Here is an 18,416-nt window from a genome sequence, read left to right on the forward strand (position 1 = left end):
GCCCGGGCAGGGCGATCGGTCAGACTTTGCCCGTGACGGCTCACAGCGGCGTCCGTCTGACCGATGAGACCACGAAGAGACCCGAGGGAAGGCAGCAGTGGACAGCCAGGCAGTGATCGATTTCGTTCGTGACTGCTACCGCACGACCGAGTTCGTCCCGCTGCACGCACCGTCCTTCGAGGGCAACGAGCGTGCCTACGTCCTGGAGACGCTCGACTCGACGTTCGTCTCCAGCGTCGGTGCCTTCGTCGACCGCTTCGAGGAGAGCGTGGCGCGCCACACCGGGAGCGCGCATGCCGTCGCCACCGTGAACGGCACCGCCGCGCTGCACGCCGCGCTGCACGTCGCCGGCGTCACCTACGGCGACCTCGTGATCACCCAGCCGCTGACCTTCGTCGCCACCTGCAACGCCCTGCTCCAGCTGGGCGCCGCACCCGTCTTCGTCGACATCGAGCGCGTCTCGCTCGGCCTGGACCCCGACGCGGTCGAGGCCTGGCTGGTCGACAACGCCGTCCGCGACGGTGCCGGCTGCCGCCACCGCGACACCGGCCGCCCGATCCGCGCGGTCGTCCCGATGCACACCTACGGCCACCCGGTGCGGCTCACCGAGCTGATGGCGGTGTGCGAGCGGTGGGGCCTGTGCCTGGTCGAGGACGCCGCGGAGAGCCTCGGCTCCCTCTACCGGGGGCGGCACACCGGCACCTTGGGCCGGTTCGGCGCGCTCAGCTTCAACGGCAACAAGATCCTGACGACCGGCGGCGGAGGCATGGTGCTGTGCCGCGAGGAGGCGGACGGCCGGCGGCTCAAGCACGTCACCACGACGGCCAAGGTCGCCCATGCTTATGAGTTCGTCCACGACGAGCCGGGCTTCAACTACCGGATGCCCAACCTCAACGCCGCGCTGGGCTGCGCCCAGATGGAGACCCTCGAGGCGCGACTGAGCGCGAAGCGGCGGCTGGCCGGACGCTACCGCGAGCTCTTCGCCGACAGCGCCTACGAATTCGTGGTCGAGCCCGACTACGCCCGCTCCAACTACTGGCTCAACGCCGTGCTGTGCGCCGACCGCGCGCAGCGCGACGAGCTGCTCGAGACGACCAACGCCAACGGCGTCATGACCCGCCCCGCCTGGCAGCTGATGCACCGCTTGCCGATGCTCAGCGCCGCGCTGCGCGGCGACCTGCCGGTCGCCGAGGGTGTCGCCGACCGGCTCGTGAACCTGCCCAGCAGTCCTCCCTCGGAAGAGAGCCCGGCATGACCATCGACACCGACGTCACGATCGACATCCTGGACCTCGACCGCTCCGCGGACCTCGCAAGGCATCGCGACGGGATCGCAGCATTGTTCGCCGGCGCCTTCGGCAAGCCGCTGGACCCCGAGCTGTGGGACTGGGCCTACCTGCGCAACCCGTTCGGCGATGCGATGGTCTCCGTCGCGATGCACCAGGGCCGATTGATCGGCCACTACGCCGTCATCCCGCTCGAGCTGCGCAATGACGAGGGTGGCCTCCGGGCCTATCTCTCGATGACCACGATGGTTGACGCGGAGTTCCGCATGCTCGGTCTGTTCAAGACGCTCGCCGAGCGGGTCTACGCCAGGATCGAGGAGAGGGGAGCCCCGGCCGTCGTGTGCGGGTTCCCGAACGACTCCTCGGCTCCCGGCTTCGAGCGCAAGCTCGGATGGACCATCCTGGACGACGTCCGCGTGGTCACCGTGGCCGGTGAGGAGCTGCGCGACCTGACGTCCGTGCTGCGCCGGCCCAGCGCGTCCTACTTCCTCGACATGGACACCCCGGAGGTCGCCCGTTGGCGCACCGGCAAGCCGGGACCGGCATGGTCGCTGCGCGACGGCATCGGGCTCAAGCCGCACGCCGGCGGGCACGACCTCATGTACGTCGGCGACGCCGCTGCGCTGGCCGACGTCCGCGTCAGCGGGCCCGTCAACGTCTTGCTCGACCGTGCGCAGCTGGGGGATCGCTCCTATGGCGAGGCGTTCGACTACCGCTTCGGCTATCGCGCCTTCCAGCTGGCCCAGCCGGTCGACTTCTCCTTGCAGATGTGCCTCTCGGACGTGTTCTGATGAAGGTCCTGGCGCTCACCTCGATCCGGTCGGACTACGACCTGATGTCGCCGCTGCTCGTCCGGCTGCGCGACGACGCGGACGTCGAGCTGCGCTTGATCGTCGGCGGAGCGCACAACTCGCCGAGCTTCGGTTCGACCCACCGGCAGGTCGAGGCGGACGGCTTCGACGTACTGCTCCGGGTGGAGAGCCTCATCGACGCCGACACGAAGTCGGCACGGCTGAAGGGCGCAGCCGTCCTGTTGCTCTCGATCGTCGACGCGGTGAGCGGCTTCGCCCCGGACCTCATCCTCTATGCGGGCGACCGCGAGGAGGTCCTGATCGGCGCGATGCTGGGCGGCTACCTCGGCATCCCGACCGCCCATCTCTACGCCGGAGACCACGCTGCCGACGGCTACATCGACAACCCCGTGCGGCACGCCGCCTCCAAGCTGTCCACGATCCAGCTGGTCAGCACCCAGGAGCATCACGACCGCCTGCGTGCGATCGGGGAGCCGGAGGGCCGGATCTTCGTCGTCGGCAGCATCGCCCTGGATCGCTTCGCCGACGCCACCGCGGACGCGGGCGTCGTCGACCGGGTCGCCGGCCACCCCGTCGAGAGGCCGGCCGCGCTGTTCATCTACCACCCGATCGGGGACGAGGCTCAGCGGGCCGAGCGCATCGTCGCAGACGCCATCGAGGCCCTCGTGGGGGAGGGCTTCCACGTCTTCGTGGGAGCGCCCAACTCCGACGCGGGGAACCGCTCGGTGCGGGCGGCGATCGAGCAGGCCGCGGCGCAACGGCACTGCACGGCCTACGGCAACCTTGCGAACGACGAGTTCGTCGCTCTGTTCAAGGCGGCCAAGATCATGGCCGGCAACTCCTCGGCCGGGCTCCTCGAGGCGGCGAGCATCCCGATCCCCGCCGTCAACATCGGCGCTCGGCAGCGCGGTCGCCTCGCCGGTCCCAACGTCGTCTTCGTCGGCGCCGGGCGCGATGAGATCCGGACGGGCATCGCGCACGCGGCCTCCGCCGAGTTCCGGGCCGCGCTGGCCGGCATGTCCAACCCCTACGGCGACGGACGCTCGGCCGAGCGCGTACATCGCCTGCTGAACTCGCTCGACCTGCCGTCCCTGCTGGCCAAGTCGGAGGATCCTCTCGATGAGCACGTCTGAGCGCGTCCTGGTCGTCGCGCCGCACCCCGATGACGAGTCACTCGGCTGCGGCGGCACCCTGCTGCGCCATCGCGCCGAGGGCGCGGAGGTGCACTGGCTGATCGTCACCGACATGACCCCCTCCTACGGCGCCGCGAGGATCGCCGCTCGGGAGCGGGAGATCGTGCAGGTCGCCGACCGCTACGGCTTCGCCGGCGTCCATCGTCTCGGCCTGCCGACCACCCAGCTCGACACCCTGCCGACGGGTGACGTCGTCGGCGCGATCGCCGGCGTGATCTCGTCCGTTGAGCCGGACACGGTCTACCTGCCGCACCGCCACGACGTTCACTCCGACCACACCGTCGTCTTCGACGCGACGGTGGCCGCCACGAAGAGCTTCCGGGCGCCGTCAGTGCGGGCGCTGCATGCCTACGAGACGCTCTCGGAGACCGACTTCGCGCTGCGTCCCGACGGCGCCTTCCGGCCCACGCTGTACGTCGACGTCACCGACCACCTGGAGGGGAAGCAGCAGATCCTCGCCCTCTACGAGGGCGAGCTCCGCGACCTTCCGTTCCCGCGCAGCCCTCAGGCCGTGGCGGCGCTCGCAACGCTTCGCGGCGTACAGGCGGGCGTGCTGGCGGCCGAGGCGTTCATGACGCTGAAGGAGATCCGCTGATGGGTGTGACAGTGATCGCCGAGGCCGGTGTCAACCACAACGGCGACCCCGACCTGGCGCTGCGTCTCGTCGACGCGGCGAAGGAGGCCGGGGCCGACGTGGTGAAGTTCCAGACCTTCCTCGCCGACCAGCTCGTCGCGCCGGGCGCGGCCCGGGCCACCTACCAGGAGCGCAACACCGGCGGGGCGGAGTCGCAGCTGGAGATGCTGCGTCGCCTCGAGCTCGGCTTCGCCGAGCACCATCGCGTCATCGAGCACTGCCGCCAGGTCGGCATCGCGTTCCTCTCCACCGCCTTCGACTTCACCAGCCTGGCGTTCCTGACCGGCGAGGTCGGGCTCACCACCCTCAAGGTCCCGTCGGGGGAGTTGACCAACGCCCCGTTCCTGCTGGCCCACGCACGCGCTGCGCAGCGGCTGATCGTCTCGACCGGGATGGCGACGCTGGGTGAGATCGAGGCGGCGCTCGGCGTGCTCGCCTTCGGTCTCACCGCCGCGGCCGACGAGTCGCCGTCGCCGGAGGCCTTCGCAGCCGCCTATGCCGGCCAAGCCGGACGCCTGGCCCTCACCGAGCGGGTGACGCTGCTGCACTGCACCAGCGACTACCCGGCGTCACCCGACCAGGTGAACCTCGCCGCGATGCCGGCGATGGGTGCGGCCTTCGGGCTCGCCTACGGCTACTCGGACCACACCGCGGGCATCGCGGTGCCGATCGCGGCGGCGGCACTCGGCGCCACCGTGGTCGAGAAGCACTTCACCCTCGACCGCAGCCTACCGGGGCCCGACCACCAGGCCTCCCTGGAGCCGGCGCAGCTGGCCGCGATGGTGAGCGGCATCCGTGAGATCGAGGTCGCCCTCGGCGACCCGGTGAAGCGGCCGCAGCCCGCGGAGCTGCCCCATCGCAGCATCGCCCGCAAGAGCCTCGTCGCGCTCGGGCCGATCGCCGCCGGCGAGGCCTTCTCCGAGCAGACGCTCGGCGTGATGCGCCCGGGCACCGGCATGTCGCCGTACGCCTATTGGGATCTCCTCGGCGCCGAGGCGAGCCGCGACTACGCCGCCGGTGAGCTGATCTGCGAGGGCCGGCGATGAAGGACTGGCGCGCCATCCGGCTCTGTCCCGAGGCCACCATCCGCGACGCGATGCGCGTGATCGACGCCGGCGCGGCCGGCATCGCGCTGATCTGTGCCGACGACGACCGACTGCTCGGCACGGTCTCCGACGGCGACATCCGGCGGGCCCTGCTGGCCGACCGGGAGATGTCGGACCGCGCGTACGACGTCGCCAACCTGCGGCCGCGGGTCGCGCACGCGAGCACGGACCGGGTCGTGCTGCTCGACCTCATGCGTCGGCACGGGGTCACGCTGATGCCCCTGGTCGACGCCGCCGGGCAGGTGCAGGCGGTTCGGACCCTCACCCAGCTCCTGGAGCGTCCGCAGCTGGACAACCCGATCTTCATCATGGCAGGCGGGTTCGGCACCCGCCTGCACCCGCTGACCGCTGACACCCCGAAGCCGATGCTGAAGGTCGGCGACAAGCCGATGCTGCAGCACCTCGTCGAGCGGTTCGTCAGGCAGGGGTTCACCCGCTTCTACGTCTCCACCCACTACCTGCCGGAGAAGATCCGGCAGCACTTCGGCGACGGATCGGCGTACGGCGCGCGGATCACCTACGTCCACGAGGACCAGCCGCTCGGCACCGGTGGGGCGCTCGGCCTTCTTCCCGGCGGTCTGCCGGAGCTGCCGCTGCTGATGATCAACGGCGACGTGCTCACCAACGTCGACTTCACCCGGCTGCTGCGCCATCACGAGCGGAGCAGCCGGCTGGCGACGATGTGCGTGCGGGAGTACGAGTACCAGGTGCCCTACGGCGTGGTGCAGAGCGCCGAGGACGTCGTCACCGGGATGGTCGAGAAGCCGGTGCACCGCTATCACGTCAACACCGGCATCTACGTGCTCGACCCGGAGGTCGTCCGGAGCGTCCGGCCCGGGACGCGCATCGACATGCCGACGCTCCTGGAGAACGTCGTGGGGGACGGCGGCGGGGTCGGGATCTACAGCTCCTTCGACTACTGGCTCGACATCGGCCGGCTCGATGACTACGAACGAGCTCAGCAGGACATCGGGATCGTGGGCCTGACGTGAGCACCTACGCCTTCACCTTCGCCCGGGGCGGCTCCAAGGGCCTGCCGGGCAAGAACATCCGCCCGCTCGCCGGCAAGCCGCTGCTGCACTACGCCATCGAGGCGGCGCTGGCGACGCCCGAGATCGAGCGCGTGTTCGTCTCGACCGACGACGCCCAGATCGCTGCCGTCGCTCGCGCCGGCGGAGCCGAGGTGATCGACCGTCCGGCGGAGCTCGCCGGCGACACCGCTCCCGAGTGGCTCTCCTGGCGGCACGCCGTCGACTGGGTCGAGGCCCGCTACGGCGCGTTCGACACGTTCGTCAGCCTGCCGGCGACCACTCCGCTGCGCGTGCCCGGCGACGTCTCCGGCGTGCTCAGGGTGCTGGCGGGTACGCCGGCGGCCGGCGTGGCCATCGCCGTCGCCCGGGCCGCGGACAATCCGTACTTCAACATGGTGGTCCGCGACGGCGACGGCGTCGTACGCCGCATGATCGAGCCGGATCCGCCGTTGGCGCGGCGTCAGGATGCGCCGGTGGCCTTCGTCGTCGCCGGGTCGGTCTACGCGACCACCCCCGGATTCATCCGGACGCACGACGCCTACTTCGAGGGCACCGTCGCCTCCTTCGAGGTGCCCCGCGAGCGGGCCGTCGACATCGACGAGCCGATCGACCTGCGACTCGCGGAGGCGATCCTCGCCGGCGAGGGCGGCGCTGGCTGACCCGCTGGCCGATCCGCTGATCGACTCGCGCAGGTCTTGACCCTGATAGGACTCAAGCCCTGGGACGTCCCTGCCGATGGAAGGTCGTGACCTCTGCGACGACCGCTCCTCAGCACCCGGCCTCCTCGGCCGCGGTCGACTACATCGTCGTCCAGGCGGGCGGCAAGGGCACCCGGCTGGAGCACCTGACCGCGAATAAGCCCAAGGCGCTGGTTCCGGTGGAGAACCTGCCGATGCTCTTCCACCTGTTCCGGCAGTTCCCGGACAAGAGGTTCGTCATCATCGCGGACTATCACCGCGAGGTGCTCCGCGAGTACCTCGCCAGCTTCGCCGAGGTGGACTACCAGGTGGTCGACGCCTCCGGCGGCGGCACCTGCGGCGGCGTGGGCCAGGCGCTGGAGCTGATCCCCGCCGACGCGCCGTTCATGCTGGTCTGGTCCGACCTCATCCTCCCCACCACCTTCGAGCTGCCCGCCGAGGCCGGGGACTACATCGGGATCTCGCAGACCTTCGAGTGCCGCTGGAGCTACCGCGACGGCGAGCTCGTCGAGGAGCGCTCGACCGAACGCGGCGTCGCCGGGCTCTTCGTCCTGCGGGACGCCGCGGTGCTCAAGGACGTCCCGGAGAGTGGCGAGCTGGTCCGCTGGATGCAGCAGCAGGGCCTCACCTTCACCGAGCTAGGCCTGGCAGGCACCCGCGAGTTCGGGCTGCTCTCGGAGTACCGGGCGCTGCCGCAGCTGAAGGTCCGCCCCTTCAACCGGATGACCGTCGCGGGGGACCGGGTGATCAAGGAGGCGATCGACGAGCAGGGCCGCAAGCTCGCCACCGACGAGCGCGCCTGGTACGAGTACGCCGCCGCTCACGGAGTCGCCGGGATCCCCGTCGTACACGACACCCACCCGCTGGTCCTGGAGCGCATCGACGGCGGCAACGTCTACGAGTACGGCGACCTCTCCCGCGACGCCAAGCGCGGCATCCTGACCGATCTGAGCGAGGCGCTCACCCGCCTGCACGAGATCGAGACGGTGCCGGCCGACTCCTTCAGCCTCAAGGACGCGTACTTCTCCAAGACGATGGACCGGCTGAGCCGGATCCGTGACCTGGTGCCCTTCGCCGACCAGCGCACCATCACCGTCAACGGCCGGCAGTGTCGCAACGTCTACTTCCACCAGCGCGATCTCGAGCGCGCCCTCGACGCCCTGCGCTGCGAGCGCTTCACCTTCATCCACGGCGACTGCACCTTCTCCAACCTGATGCTGCGCGGCGGCACCGAGCCGGTGCTGATCGACCCGCGGGGCTACTTCGGCCACACCAAGCTCTTCGGTGACCCGAACTACGACTGGGCGAAGCTCTATTACTCAGTCGTCGGCAACTACGACCGATTCAACCTGCGTGAGTTCCGGCTCGGCATCGGTGACGAGGTCTCCCTGGAGATCGTCTCCAACCGCTGGGAGGAGCTCGAGGACGACTTCTTCGCGCTCAGCGGTGCCGATCGGCGCACGATCAAGCTGCTGCACGCGGTGATCTGGCTCTCGCTGACCACCTACGCGTGGCAGGACTACGACTCGGTCTGCGGGGCCTTCTACAACGGTCTGTACCACCTTGAGGGGGCCCTGGGATGAACCACTTCGACGAGACGATCCGGCTGCTGGGCGACGCCCTGCGCTCGGTCCGCGACGACGAGTACGAGGGCCTGAAGGCGGACGCGCTGGCGACCGTCGCCGCGGGCGGCAAGCTCGTCTTCTCCGGCCTCGGCAAGAACGTCCCGATCTGCGAGAAGGTCGTCGGGACGCTCAACTCGGTCGGCATCCCGGCCGCCTTCATGCACACCAACTCCGCCGTCCACGGCGACCTGGGCATCGTCCGTGACGGCGACCTCGTGGTCGTGCTGAGCAAGAGCGGCGAGACCTCGGAGTCGGTCCACCTCGTCGACCTGCTCAAGGCCCAGGGGCGGCGCTGCTCGACCTGGCTGCTCTCCTTCAGCCGGACGAGCACCCTCTACCGCGAGGTGCCGCAGCGGCTCATCCTCGAGCTCGAGCACGAAGGCGACGCCTGGGACATCCTCCCGAACAACTCGACCGTGCTGAACCTGCTGGTGCTGCAGCAGCTGGCGATGGACCTGGTCGGAGCCCTGTGCGTGCCGGTCGAGACGCTGCACCAGAACCACCCCGGAGGGGCGATCGGCGTACGCCTGGACAACGCCCGCATCCCCGGTCCGCGTTGATGTCGGAGCTGACGCTCTCGCCGCTGGGCCACACCTGGATCCTCGACCTCGACGGCACCCTGGTGAAGCACAACGGCCACCTGGTCGACGGCGAGGACACCCTGCTGGACGGCGCGAAGCCGTTCCTGGCGCAGATCCCCGACGGTGACATGATCCTGATCGTGACCGCACGCTCCGAGCAGCACCGCGAGAGCACCGAGGCGTTCCTGCACGGGCAGGGCGTCCGGTTCGACCACATCGTCTTCGGTGCGCCGTACGGCGAGCGGATCGTGGTCAACGACGCCAAGCCCTCGGGCCTGGTCACGGCGCTGGCGGTGAGCACCCCTCGCGACACGGCTCCGGACCTCTCCATCGCCGTGGACGAGAGCCTGTGAGCCACGACCGGATCGGTGCGCGTCTTCTCCGTGCGTGGCGAGGACGTGCGCTGTGGCGGCGGCTCTGCCACCGGCACCAGCTCGACGCGGGCGCCTACGCGCTCCTGATGATCGAGGACGACGCCGAGCTGAACGAGCTGGCGCTGCGCCACATCGACGACCTCGTGACGGACCGCAAGGCGGCCGGCGTGGTCGTCCTCACCGACCGGCCCGAGGTCGCCGAGGCCGCCCGCCGCCACGACGCCCACATCCTCGGCGTCGTCGAGCTCTCGGCCGGGCAGGTCGAGGACCTGCTCTCCTTGGCCGAGCTCTACAACTTCACCGTCCGGCTGCTGGTGGTCTCGTGGACCCGGCCGTTCGGTGCCGACCTGCGTGCTGCCGTCGGCGTGCACGGGGTCACCGTCGAGGACGTGCTCTGCCTGTGCATGCTGACGATCCGCGGCTGGTCCTCGGAGGCGGCCGTCGATGGCTAGCCACGTCGAGGATGCGCGGCGGCGTACGCGACGGCTGGTGGCCAGTGGCGCGCTCGAGGGGCGCACGGTGGTCATCTTCGGTGCCGCGCTCCTGTCCGAGCACGTCGCCGACGAGCTCGGCCGCGCCGGTCTGGCCCCGCACGCGGTGATCGACAACAGCCCCGACAAGATCGGCCGGCCGTGGGCCGGCGTGATGGTCGGCTCGCCGGAGTCGGTGCTGCTCCCGGTCGATCCGTCGATCGTCGTGCTGATCGTCTCGGCGTTCGCCGAGGAGATGGTGGCGCAGCTGGCCGGCCTCGGCTACGCCGGCCGGGACCGGGTCCACGTCCTGACCCCCGGCGTCGGCAGCTCGGTCGGGACCTTCGCCACGCGGGTGCGCCGACTGTGGCGCGGTCGTCGCGCCTACCGCCGCCTGATGGCCCGATCGTCGAGCGGTGCGACCCTCTTCGTCGCGCCGTACGCCGGGACCGGCGACCTCTACCTCATCGGGCTCTTCTTCGAGGAGTACCGGCGTCGCGCCGGTATCGAGGAGTACGTCTTCGCCGTCCCGACGCGGGCGTGCGGGCGGATCGCGGCGATGGCCGGCATCGGCGGCCCCGGCGGCCGCGGCAATATCGTCGTCCAGGACGCTGCGGTGCTGAACGACGTCGTCGGCTACGCACGCTTCGTGCGCGGTCGCGACGCGCGCGTGGTGGTGCTGAACGACGGCGGCTGGCCGACCGAGTGGTGGCCGACCGAGCGGCTGCAGTGGCTGCGCGGCTATCGGGGCCTCGACTTCGAGAAGATGTTCCGGCACTTCGTCTTCGGTCTCGACACCGACGTGCCTTTCGCGTTGCCGGCGCGGGCCGCGGACCGGTCGGGCATCGACGCGCTGCTGGACCAGCACGGTCTGGTGGCGGGTCGCACGGTGGTGCTCTCGCCCTACGCCAACACCCTCTTCGACCGCCCCGACGACTCGTTCTGGGAGCGCGTCGCCCAGACCCTGCAGCAGCGCGGCCTGAGCGTGGCCACCAACTGCGTCGGCGCGGAGCAGCCGGTGCCGGGCACGGTGGCCGTCTCGGTGCCGTTCGAGGAGCTCGTCGACTTCATGGATGCGGCCGGAGCCTTCGTCGGCGTACGCAGCGGGCTGTGTGACGTGATCAGCGACTCGACCTGCCGCAAGGTGATCCTGTACGCCGCCGACGGCCGCTTCTTCAAGGCATCGTTCCTGGAGTACTTCAGCCTGCGGGCGATGGGCCTCAGCCCCGATGCGGTCGAGCTGGAGTACCGCCGCGGAGCCCAGGCCGAGCTGATCGCCCGGATCGAGCAGGAGCTCGCCTAACCCACGTCGAGGGAGTCACGCACCCGGCGGTAGTGCTCCTCGTCGCGCTGCGCGAAGGGAACCGCCGGGCTGCCGCCGGCGATGGCCAGGGCGGGGATGTCGCGGACCACGACGCTGCCGGCCTGGATGATCGCGCCGTCGCCGATGGTGACGCCGGGAAGGATGGTCACCCGGCTGCCCAGCCAGACGTAGTCGCCGATGGTCACGGTGGTGATGATCCGCTCGGCGCTGTAGGGGAGCGCGTCACCCTGGTGCTGGTGCGACTCGGTGAGGATGAGGCACTGGGGACCGGAGTGGAAGCTCCGCCCGATCCGCACGGTGCCGCCGCCGTGCACGGCGAGCCCGTTGGTGTGGAAGTCGTCGCCCACGGTGACGTTGCCGCCGAGCAACGACTCGTCGTTGACCCGGGCGCTGCCCTCGGTCACCACCCCCGCCTGGGCCGCGACGTCGGTCCAGAACGCCGTACGCCGCTCGTTCCACTCCGCGGTCGAGGCCGGCCAGGCACCGGCCTCCTCCTGCGCCCGGGCCGCGCCCTCGAGCCAGATCCAGCGCTGGTGCCGGGTGGAGGTCATCGCGACGATGCGCTTGAGCACGCGCACCTCGTCCTGGGAGCGCTCCAGGCGCTCGGTGAGGTCCTGCAGCCGTGCCTCCACGGCTGCGATGCGCGCTTCCTGGTCCACCCGGGGATCCTAATCGCCCGCCGCGATCGGTCCCGGGAATGGCTCGACAGCATCGGCTGCGGGCCGATAGATGAGGCGATGAACGAGGTGGACAGGTGACCCAGGCGCAGCAGACCCCGCCGGCGGACGCGGCGAGCGAGGGTGAGCGTGGCTCCGGGACGATCGCGATGATCTCCTCACCGCTCCAGGCGTTGAACCTCGTCGAGTACGCGAAGGCGACCGGTGCCCGGATCGATCTGGTCCTGGTCGGCGACGGTGTCTCCCTGGAGAAGACCATCCCGCAGATCCGCGCCGTGCTCGCCGAGCTCCCCGATGCTGCTGTCCACCTGCGCCGGCACGACATCCGGACGGCGGGCGGCCCCCAGTGGTGGGGCGAGATGTTCGGCGAGCTGCTCGTCCGGACGTCGTCGATCGGGCGGCCCGTCGAGCGGCTCCTCGTCGGCGACATCCGCCTCCTGCCGGCCTTCCAGCTCGCTCGGGCGCTGGGGCTGGCGGCCGAGCAGATCACCGTCCTGGACGACGGGATGGCGACCCTGGCGATCGACCGTACCGAGGGATCGGCGTGGGAGCGATCGCTCGAGCAGCCCTGGTCGCAGGCGGTCCCCGACGAGCGGGCCCCCCGCGGCCTGACCCTGTTCACCGCCTACGCCGACGCCGTCCGGGCAGCAGCCGAGGACCGGGTGATCGCCAACGAGTACGGCTTCCTGCGCTCCCGGCTGGCCGGTCTGGAGGTGGACGCGGAGCTCGTCGTGGTCGCGGGCTCGCCGTTCACCGAGCCAGGAGTCGATCTCTCCCTGGTCGCCGACCTCAGGATCGCCCGCGACCTCATCCGGACCGCCAAGGAGCGCTTCCCCGGAGCGCGGCTGGTCTACGCGCCACATCGCCGGGAGAAGGCGGCCAAGCTCGCCATCCTGCGCGCCGAGGTCGACGTGCACGAGTTCGAGGTCCCCTTCGAGCTGGCCCCGCTGGAGCTCGGCGCCCTGCCCGCCGCGGTCGTCGGCTTCCACTCCTCGCTGCTGGTGAACCTCGCTCGGGTCTACGCCGACTTCCCCGAGGTCGTGATGCTGGCCGTGCGCCCGCCCGAGGAGCTGTTCGACCCGGCGCGAGCCTCCGCCCGTGCAGCCGCCTTCGACTTCCTGGCGCAGCACACCCTCGGCCGGGTCGAGGTGGCACCGCTGCCGCTCGACCGCGCCTGGGCCGAGCACCGGGTCGACCTGGCGTGGCACCCCGGCGCTGCGCCGCTGGCGATCCCGCTCGGCGAGGTCGACGCCAAGCTGTCCCTCGCTCGGCCTGCCTACTTCAGCGCCCTGCTCGCCACCGTCACCGGCGACGCCGACGTCCTGTGGCTGACCGGTGGCGTGGACCGCTGGCGGCCCTGGCTCGGCGACGCGGTGGCGCACCAGGTGCGAGTGGTCGACTCGCCGGACGCGATCGCGGGGGACAAGGTCGTCGTCTACGGCGGCGGCTCGCTCGACCTCGACCTGGGTCTCGACGTGAGGACGCTCGACGGGTGCCCTGACGTCCGGGTCTTCTGGGAGGACGCCGACCGGGCCCTCCAGCAGGAGCTGCTCGACGCGGGTTACCGGCTCTACGCGGTCCAGAGCGACCAGCCGGGCTGGGAGGAGGTGCGCCGCGCGCAGGCGCAGGTCGGCCTGCTCTACGGCGTACGGAAGGCCGGCGCGCACACCGTGGCCGTCCTCAACCAGTGGGGCGGCGAGGAGTGGCGGGGCGCCCAGCGCTCCCACGTGGAGATGGTGACCAGCCTCATCCGCCAGGGTCACATGGTCGACACGCTCGTGCCGGTCGACCAGGGCCTCGGCCACCTGCTGGGCCGCGCGGGTGGCTCCGTGACGAGCATCGGCCCGCTGACCTGGTGGTACGTCCGACCCGACACCGTCGCGGCGGAGGGCACGCCGACGCTGACCGACCTCGGCGAGCCGCAGCCCCTCCTCGTCCGCGAGCTGGACCGCCGTCGTCCGGACGTGCTGCTGACGCAGTGCGGCCCGATCCCGGACGGTGCGATGGCGGCGGCCCTGCTGGGGATCCCGCACGTCTGGTACCTGCGCGAGTTCGGTGACCTGGACTTCGATTGCCGGCTTCCCGGTACACCGCCCGAGGTGGGCCGCATGATCGAGGCACTCTCGACCCGGGTGCTGACCAACTCGGCGTGCGTGCGCGAGCACTTCTTCCCCGGTCGGCCCGATGCGGCGACGGTGATCCATCCGGCTCCGGTGATCCCGGGGCCGCACGCCCTGCGGACCAGCTGGTCCGAGCGCACACCCGGCGTCCTCACCGTCGGTGTGCTGGCCAGCCTGGAGCCGGGCAAGGGGCAGGCCACCCTGATCGAGGCGGCCGCGCTGCTGCGCGAGCGTGGCGTCGCCGTACGGGTGCTGCTCTACGGGAACGGCCTGCCGCACAACCGCGCTGCGCTCGAGGAGAGCGCCCGCCGGCTCGGGGTGAGCGACCGGGTCCACCTGGCCGGGCTCGAGCCCAGCAGGTTGCGGATGTACTCCAGCCTCGACGCCGTCGTGGTGGCGTCGTCGGCCGAGGCGTTCGGGCGGGTGCCCTTCGAGGCAGCGGCCTTCGACGTGCCGGTCGTCTACGCCGACGCGGCCGGCCCTGCCGAGTACATGCGCGACGGGGTCACCGGTCTCGCCTTCGCGGCTCAGGACGCCACGGAGCTGGCCGATGCGCTCGCTCGACTGGCTGCGGAGCCGGCGCTGCGCGAGTACTTGGCGGTCGAGGCCCGGGCGGACCTGGTCGGTGCGGAGCGCCAGCGCGCCCTCGACCGGCAGCTGCACGAGGCCGTGGCCGCTGCCGTCGAGGAGGCGCAGCCGAGCGAGGAGCGACGGGTGTGGGGCAAGCGCCTCGCGGGGCGCCTCGCAGAGAGCTTCGAGCACTATGCGGACTGATCCCGGTCCGCGGGTCCAGATGGTCCAGATGGTCCGCCAGGCGGCGGAAGATAGCGTTCGGTGGTGAGATCTGTGGCGAAGCCGGTGAGTGGTCGGCGGTTCTCGGTCGTCTTCGTGACCTACAGCGCGAGCATGTCGGACGCGCTGGAGACGATCTACCGCGAGATGAAGAAGAACCCGCAGGCGGACGTCTACTGGATGCCGGTCCCGTACTACGAGCTGCGTCCCGACGGCTCGCTCGGCGAGACGAGGTTCGACGGCCCGGACATGTACCCGGACTGGGTCGAGTGCACCGACTGGCGCACCTTCGACCTTGCCAAGCGCCGTCCCGACGTCATCTTCACCTTCAACCCGTACGACGCGAACAACCGCGTCACCCGCGTGCACCAGAACTTCTACTGCGAGCGGCTGAAGAAGCACACCAAGCTGCTCGTCTACGTCCCCTACTTCGTCGCCGTCGACGACCTGTCGGAGCACTTCTTCCTCCAGGCCGGGTCCGCCTACGCCGACCTGGTCGTCCTGCAGTCACCTCGCGTCCGCGACCTCTACCGCACCGCCTTCGCCAAGGAGTACGGCAACCGGTTCGGCGACGTGAACGAGAAGTTCGTCGCCCTCGGGTCGCCGAAGTTCGACAAGGTCCTCGAGGCCAGCCGGAGTCTCGACGACGTTCCCCCCGAGCTGATCGCCGAGATCGGTGAGCGCAAGGTCGTGCTGCTCAACACGACCCTCAGCGGGCTCTACGCCGGCAACCAGGACTGGGTGCGCAAGCTGCTCTCGGCGATGATCGCGTTCAGCGGACGCGACGACGTCTTCGTGTGGTGGCGGCCCCACCCGCTGACCGACGCCACCCTGAAGAGCATGCGGCCCGCCCTGCGTGAGATGTACGCCGAGGTCCAGATGGTCTTCGAGCGCCACGTCAAGGGCCTGTACGACGACAGCCCCGACGTCCACCGCGCGATCGCCTGGAGCGATGCCTACTACGGCGACTGGTCGAGCCTGATCGCGATGTACATGGCCACCGGGAAGCCGATGATGATCGCCGACCCGAAGGTCTCGCCGGACGAGGCCCGACTGCGGTCGCGGGGCAGCGCCGACCGGTCCACCGCGGCCCGCTCGGCTTTCCTCCGGCCACCGCACACCGTGCACGGGCCGCTGGAGACCGTCGCCTTCGAGTCCGAGGAGGCCGACATGGTCGACTTCCTCGACTTCGTCACCGACCCGGCGAACGAGTCCGACGAGCGCGCCCTGGCGGCCCGCGACCGGCGGATCCAGGTCTTCGGGGAGAACACCACGCACGCGGACGGGAAGGCCGGGCTGGCGATCGCGAGCTACGTGCGCTCGATCCTGCTGAAGCAGGGCATCGGGCCCTACCAGGGCTGAGAAGATGACGACCCAGCTCCACGAAGCCGTCGACCGGCTCGTCCGCATCCATCTCCTCGACGGTGCGACGGTGCTCGTCTTCGGACACTCCAACGCCACGGCCGCGATCCAGCAGCGGCTCGCCGAGGCCGGCATCGGGGTGCGCGCCTACCTGGACAACAACCCGATGAAGCAGGGCAGCGCCTTCGACGGCATCCCGGTCCTCAGCCCCGACTTCATCACCACGCTCGCCGGCGTACGCACGGTCGTGCTCATCTCCTCGCCGCACTTCGGCGTGATGCGCGACCAGCTGCGCGCGCTCGGCTTCGAGGGCGAGATCGTCCGGATCGCCGGCAAGGAGGCGCAGGTATCACTGCCCTCCACCGAGGAGGAGCACGTCGTCAAGGCGCGGGCCAGCTACGGCGGCTCGTTGCTGACCGACATCCGCACCCGCTTCCCCAAGCACCACCTGGTGCTGTGCCCCTTCGACGGTCTCGGCGACGTCTACTGGCTGATGTCCTATCTTTCGGCCTTCTGCACGGAGAACGGGATCGAGCAGGCGGCCGCCGTGGTGGCCGGCCGGGGCTCGGAGCAGGTGGTCCGCTCCGCGGGGGTGGATGTCGCCGCCGTCCTGACCTACCAGGAGATGGACGACCTGATCCGCGCGGTGCTGCTGAGCGAGGACGAGCGGTACACGATCGGATTCACCCCCGACCGGTCGGGCTCGCCCCTGATCTACCAGGGCGAGTCACTGACCCTCTTCGACTACTACCGCTCGGTCGTCTACGGCCTCGACGCCTCGGTCCGCCCGGCCGTGCCGGCCTACCTGGAGGAGTTCGACAACGTCGATGACCTCCCGGCGGGTCGATCGGTGATCGTCGCGCCCTACGCCAAGAGCGTGATCGCGCCGCCGAAGACGTTCTGGGACGGCATCGTCGCGACCTACCGGGCCCAGGGCCAGCAGGTCTACACCAACGTCGCGGGCGGTGAGGAGCCGCTCCCGGGTACGACGCCGCTGCGGGTGCCGCTCGCGCAGATGGTGGCGGCCGTCGAGCACGCCGGCACCTTCATCGGCCTGCGCAGTGGGCTGTGCGACCTGGTCCACACCGCCGCGGCCCGCAAGGTCGCGGTCTACCCGGACGCCTACTTCAGCACCACCTCGCACAAGGTGGCGGACTTCTTCGCGCTGCCCGGGTGGGAGGAGATCATCGTCCCGATCGGCAGGCCGGATGCGGTGCGTCAGGCGGGGACCAGCGCCCGGTAGCGCTGCGCCTCCTCGGGGCGGCCGAGCGTCTCGTAGTCGTCGGCGACCAGGAGCGCGGCGGCGACGGTGGCGCGCTGGGCGAGCACTCCGGCGTACTCCGGCCGATCGCCAAGCTCGACGGCACCGCGCCACAGCTCGAGCGAGGCCAGCACCAGCTGCTCGGCCACACCGGCGTGCTCGTCGGGCAGGCTGACCGCCAGGGCCCTGATGGCGCGACCGTAGACGACCTGGAAGTCGGCCGAGGCCGACCAGCGGCCGGCCTCCATCTCGCCGACCGCCGTCGACTCGTCGTGCCGCCCGAGTGCGGTCAGGGCGATCATCAGGCGCAGGGTGAGTCGGTGCCACCACGGACGGGGCTCGGGCCCGGGCACGTCCGGTGAGGCGGGATGGGTCAGGTTGAACGCCTCGACGAGGTGGGGGAGTGCCTCCTCGTACCGGTCGCGGGCGGAGAACTCCGAGCCGAGCTGGTACCAGAGGTAGGCGTTGGTCGGATCAGCCGTGACGGCTGCGGTGAGCAGTGCCAGGTTGCGTCCCTCCTTCGCCTCGAGGGCCGCTGCGCTGTAGCCGGAGTGACCCAGGAGCAGGTGGAGCCGCTGGGCCGGGATCTCCGGAGTCGGTTGCTCGTGGACCCGGCCCGTGAAGCTGACGTGGCGGGGGAGCAGTCGGCCGATCTCGACCGGGAGGGTGGCGTCGTCGATCCGGCCGTCCTCGTCGGCCTGGAGCACGTCGACGAGGCCGAGGAAGTCAGGGGTCGCCTGACCCACCTGGTCGAGCAGCTCCCGTGCGGCGTCGCGGTCGGCGATCCATTCGTCGGCGTCGATGCAGAGCCGCCAGGGGTGGGTGGTCTGTTCGAGGGAGTAGGCGCGGGCGGCGCCGAAGTCGTCGATCCAGTCGAAGTGGTGGATGGTGGCGCCGTAGGACCGGGCGATCTCGATGGTGCGGTCGGTCGAGCCGGTGTCGACGACGACGATCTCCTCGACGAGTCCCTGGAGGGAGGCCAGGCAGCGGCCGATGACGGCCTCTTCGTCGCGCACGATCATCGCCACCGAGATCGGATAGCGGCGCTTGGGTCGGGCACGGTTGGCCATG

At 70.6% G+C, this 18,416-nt stretch carries 17 protein-coding genes; 15 read left to right on the top strand and 2 right to left on the bottom strand.

Annotated elements, in window-relative coordinates:
* The first annotated feature begins 97 nt into the window (after positions 1 to 97).
* The 12 genes from H036_RS0115665 to H036_RS0115720 all read left to right on the top strand — a co-directional run bounded on the left by H036_RS0115665 (position 98) and on the right by H036_RS0115720 (position 11,112).
* A complete protein-coding gene (locus H036_RS0115665) occupies positions 98 to 1,255 on the top strand; it encodes a LegC family aminotransferase (protein ID WP_017935749.1) in 1,158 nt (385 codons plus the stop codon).
* Positions 1,252 to 2,076, top strand: a complete 825-nt coding sequence (locus H036_RS0115670; protein WP_017935750.1) for a GNAT family N-acetyltransferase — start codon at positions 1,252 to 1,254, stop codon at positions 2,074 to 2,076. The genes H036_RS0115665 and H036_RS0115670 overlap by 4 nt, the downstream gene beginning before the upstream one ends.
* Positions 2,076 to 3,230 (top strand): UDP-N-acetylglucosamine 2-epimerase, encoded by a 1,155-nt coding sequence (gene neuC / locus H036_RS0115675; RefSeq protein WP_017935751.1) that lies wholly within the window; start codon positions 2,076 to 2,078, stop codon positions 3,228 to 3,230. The genes H036_RS0115670 and neuC overlap by 1 nt, the downstream gene beginning before the upstream one ends.
* Positions 3,217 to 3,885: a PIG-L deacetylase family protein gene (locus H036_RS0115680; RefSeq protein ID WP_017935752.1), complete on the top strand. Its 669-nt coding sequence runs from the start codon at positions 3,217 to 3,219 to the stop codon at positions 3,883 to 3,885. The genes neuC and H036_RS0115680 overlap by 14 nt, the downstream gene beginning before the upstream one ends.
* Entirely contained in the window at positions 3,885 to 4,970 is a 1,086-nt protein-coding gene (neuB, locus tag H036_RS0115685) for an N-acetylneuraminate synthase (RefSeq protein WP_017935753.1), read from the top strand. The genes H036_RS0115680 and neuB overlap by 1 nt, the downstream gene beginning before the upstream one ends.
* Positions 4,967 to 6,022, top strand: coding sequence for a nucleotidyltransferase family protein (locus tag H036_RS0115690; protein ID WP_017935754.1), 1,056 nt, complete (start codon positions 4,967 to 4,969; stop codon positions 6,020 to 6,022). Before neuB ends, H036_RS0115690 begins: the two co-directional genes overlap by 4 nt.
* Positions 6,019 to 6,720, top strand: a complete 702-nt coding sequence (locus H036_RS0115695) for an acylneuraminate cytidylyltransferase family protein (protein WP_017935755.1) — start codon at positions 6,019 to 6,021, stop codon at positions 6,718 to 6,720. Before H036_RS0115690 ends, H036_RS0115695 begins: the two co-directional genes overlap by 4 nt.
* Positions 6,721 to 6,806: 86 nt before the next feature.
* A complete protein-coding gene (locus H036_RS0115700) occupies positions 6,807 to 8,342 on the top strand; it encodes a phosphotransferase (RefSeq protein WP_017935756.1) in 1,536 nt (511 codons plus the stop codon).
* A complete protein-coding gene (locus tag H036_RS0115705) occupies positions 8,339 to 8,944 on the top strand; it encodes an SIS domain-containing protein (RefSeq protein ID WP_017935757.1) in 606 nt (201 codons plus the stop codon). The genes H036_RS0115700 and H036_RS0115705 overlap by 4 nt, the downstream gene beginning before the upstream one ends.
* Entirely contained in the window at positions 8,944 to 9,318 is a 375-nt protein-coding gene (locus H036_RS0115710) for a hypothetical protein (RefSeq protein ID WP_017935758.1), read from the top strand. The genes H036_RS0115705 and H036_RS0115710 overlap by 1 nt, the downstream gene beginning before the upstream one ends.
* On the top strand, positions 9,315 to 9,791 hold the full coding sequence (locus H036_RS0115715) for a hypothetical protein (protein WP_017935759.1): 477 nt from the start codon (positions 9,315 to 9,317) through the stop codon (positions 9,789 to 9,791). The genes H036_RS0115710 and H036_RS0115715 overlap by 4 nt, the downstream gene beginning before the upstream one ends.
* Positions 9,784 to 11,112 carry a hypothetical protein gene (locus H036_RS0115720; RefSeq protein WP_157417460.1) on the top strand — a complete coding sequence of 443 codons (1,329 nt, stop codon included), beginning with the start codon at positions 9,784 to 9,786 and terminating at the stop codon, positions 11,110 to 11,112. Before H036_RS0115715 ends, H036_RS0115720 begins: the two co-directional genes overlap by 8 nt.
* Here H036_RS0115720 and H036_RS23135 read toward each other — a convergent pair.
* The gene (locus H036_RS23135; protein WP_017935761.1) at positions 11,109 to 11,792 is read right to left on the bottom strand and encodes an acyltransferase; all 684 of its coding nucleotides are present in this window, start codon (positions 11,790 to 11,792) and stop codon (positions 11,109 to 11,111) included. The two genes, H036_RS0115720 and H036_RS23135, sit on opposite strands and share 4 nt — an antisense overlap.
* Before the next feature lie 95 nt (positions 11,793 to 11,887).
* Between H036_RS23135 and H036_RS0115730 the strand changes: the two genes are divergently transcribed.
* From H036_RS0115730 to H036_RS0115740, 3 genes are all read left to right on the top strand, one after another.
* Entirely contained in the window at positions 11,888 to 14,704 is a 2,817-nt protein-coding gene (locus H036_RS0115730; protein ID WP_017935762.1) for a glycosyltransferase family 4 protein, read from the top strand.
* A 63-nt stretch (positions 14,705 to 14,767) separates the two neighbouring features.
* A complete protein-coding gene (locus H036_RS23140; protein ID WP_157417461.1) occupies positions 14,768 to 16,084 on the top strand; it encodes a hypothetical protein in 1,317 nt (438 codons plus the stop codon).
* A 4-nt stretch (positions 16,085 to 16,088) separates the two neighbouring features.
* Positions 16,089 to 17,327 (top strand): hypothetical protein, encoded by a 1,239-nt coding sequence (locus tag H036_RS0115740; RefSeq protein ID WP_017935764.1) that lies wholly within the window; start codon positions 16,089 to 16,091, stop codon positions 17,325 to 17,327.
* Here H036_RS0115740 and H036_RS0115745 read toward each other — a convergent pair.
* On the bottom strand, positions 17,303 to 18,415 hold the full coding sequence (locus H036_RS0115745) for a glycosyltransferase (RefSeq protein ID WP_017935765.1): 1,113 nt from the start codon (positions 18,413 to 18,415) through the stop codon (positions 17,303 to 17,305). The genes H036_RS0115740 and H036_RS0115745 overlap by 25 nt on opposite strands.
* Position 18,416 lies beyond the last annotated feature (1 nt).

It is taken from the genome of Nocardioides sp. Iso805N (assembly GCF_000364605.1).
Taxonomy (GTDB): Bacteria; Actinomycetota; Actinomycetes; order Propionibacteriales; family Nocardioidaceae; genus Nocardioides.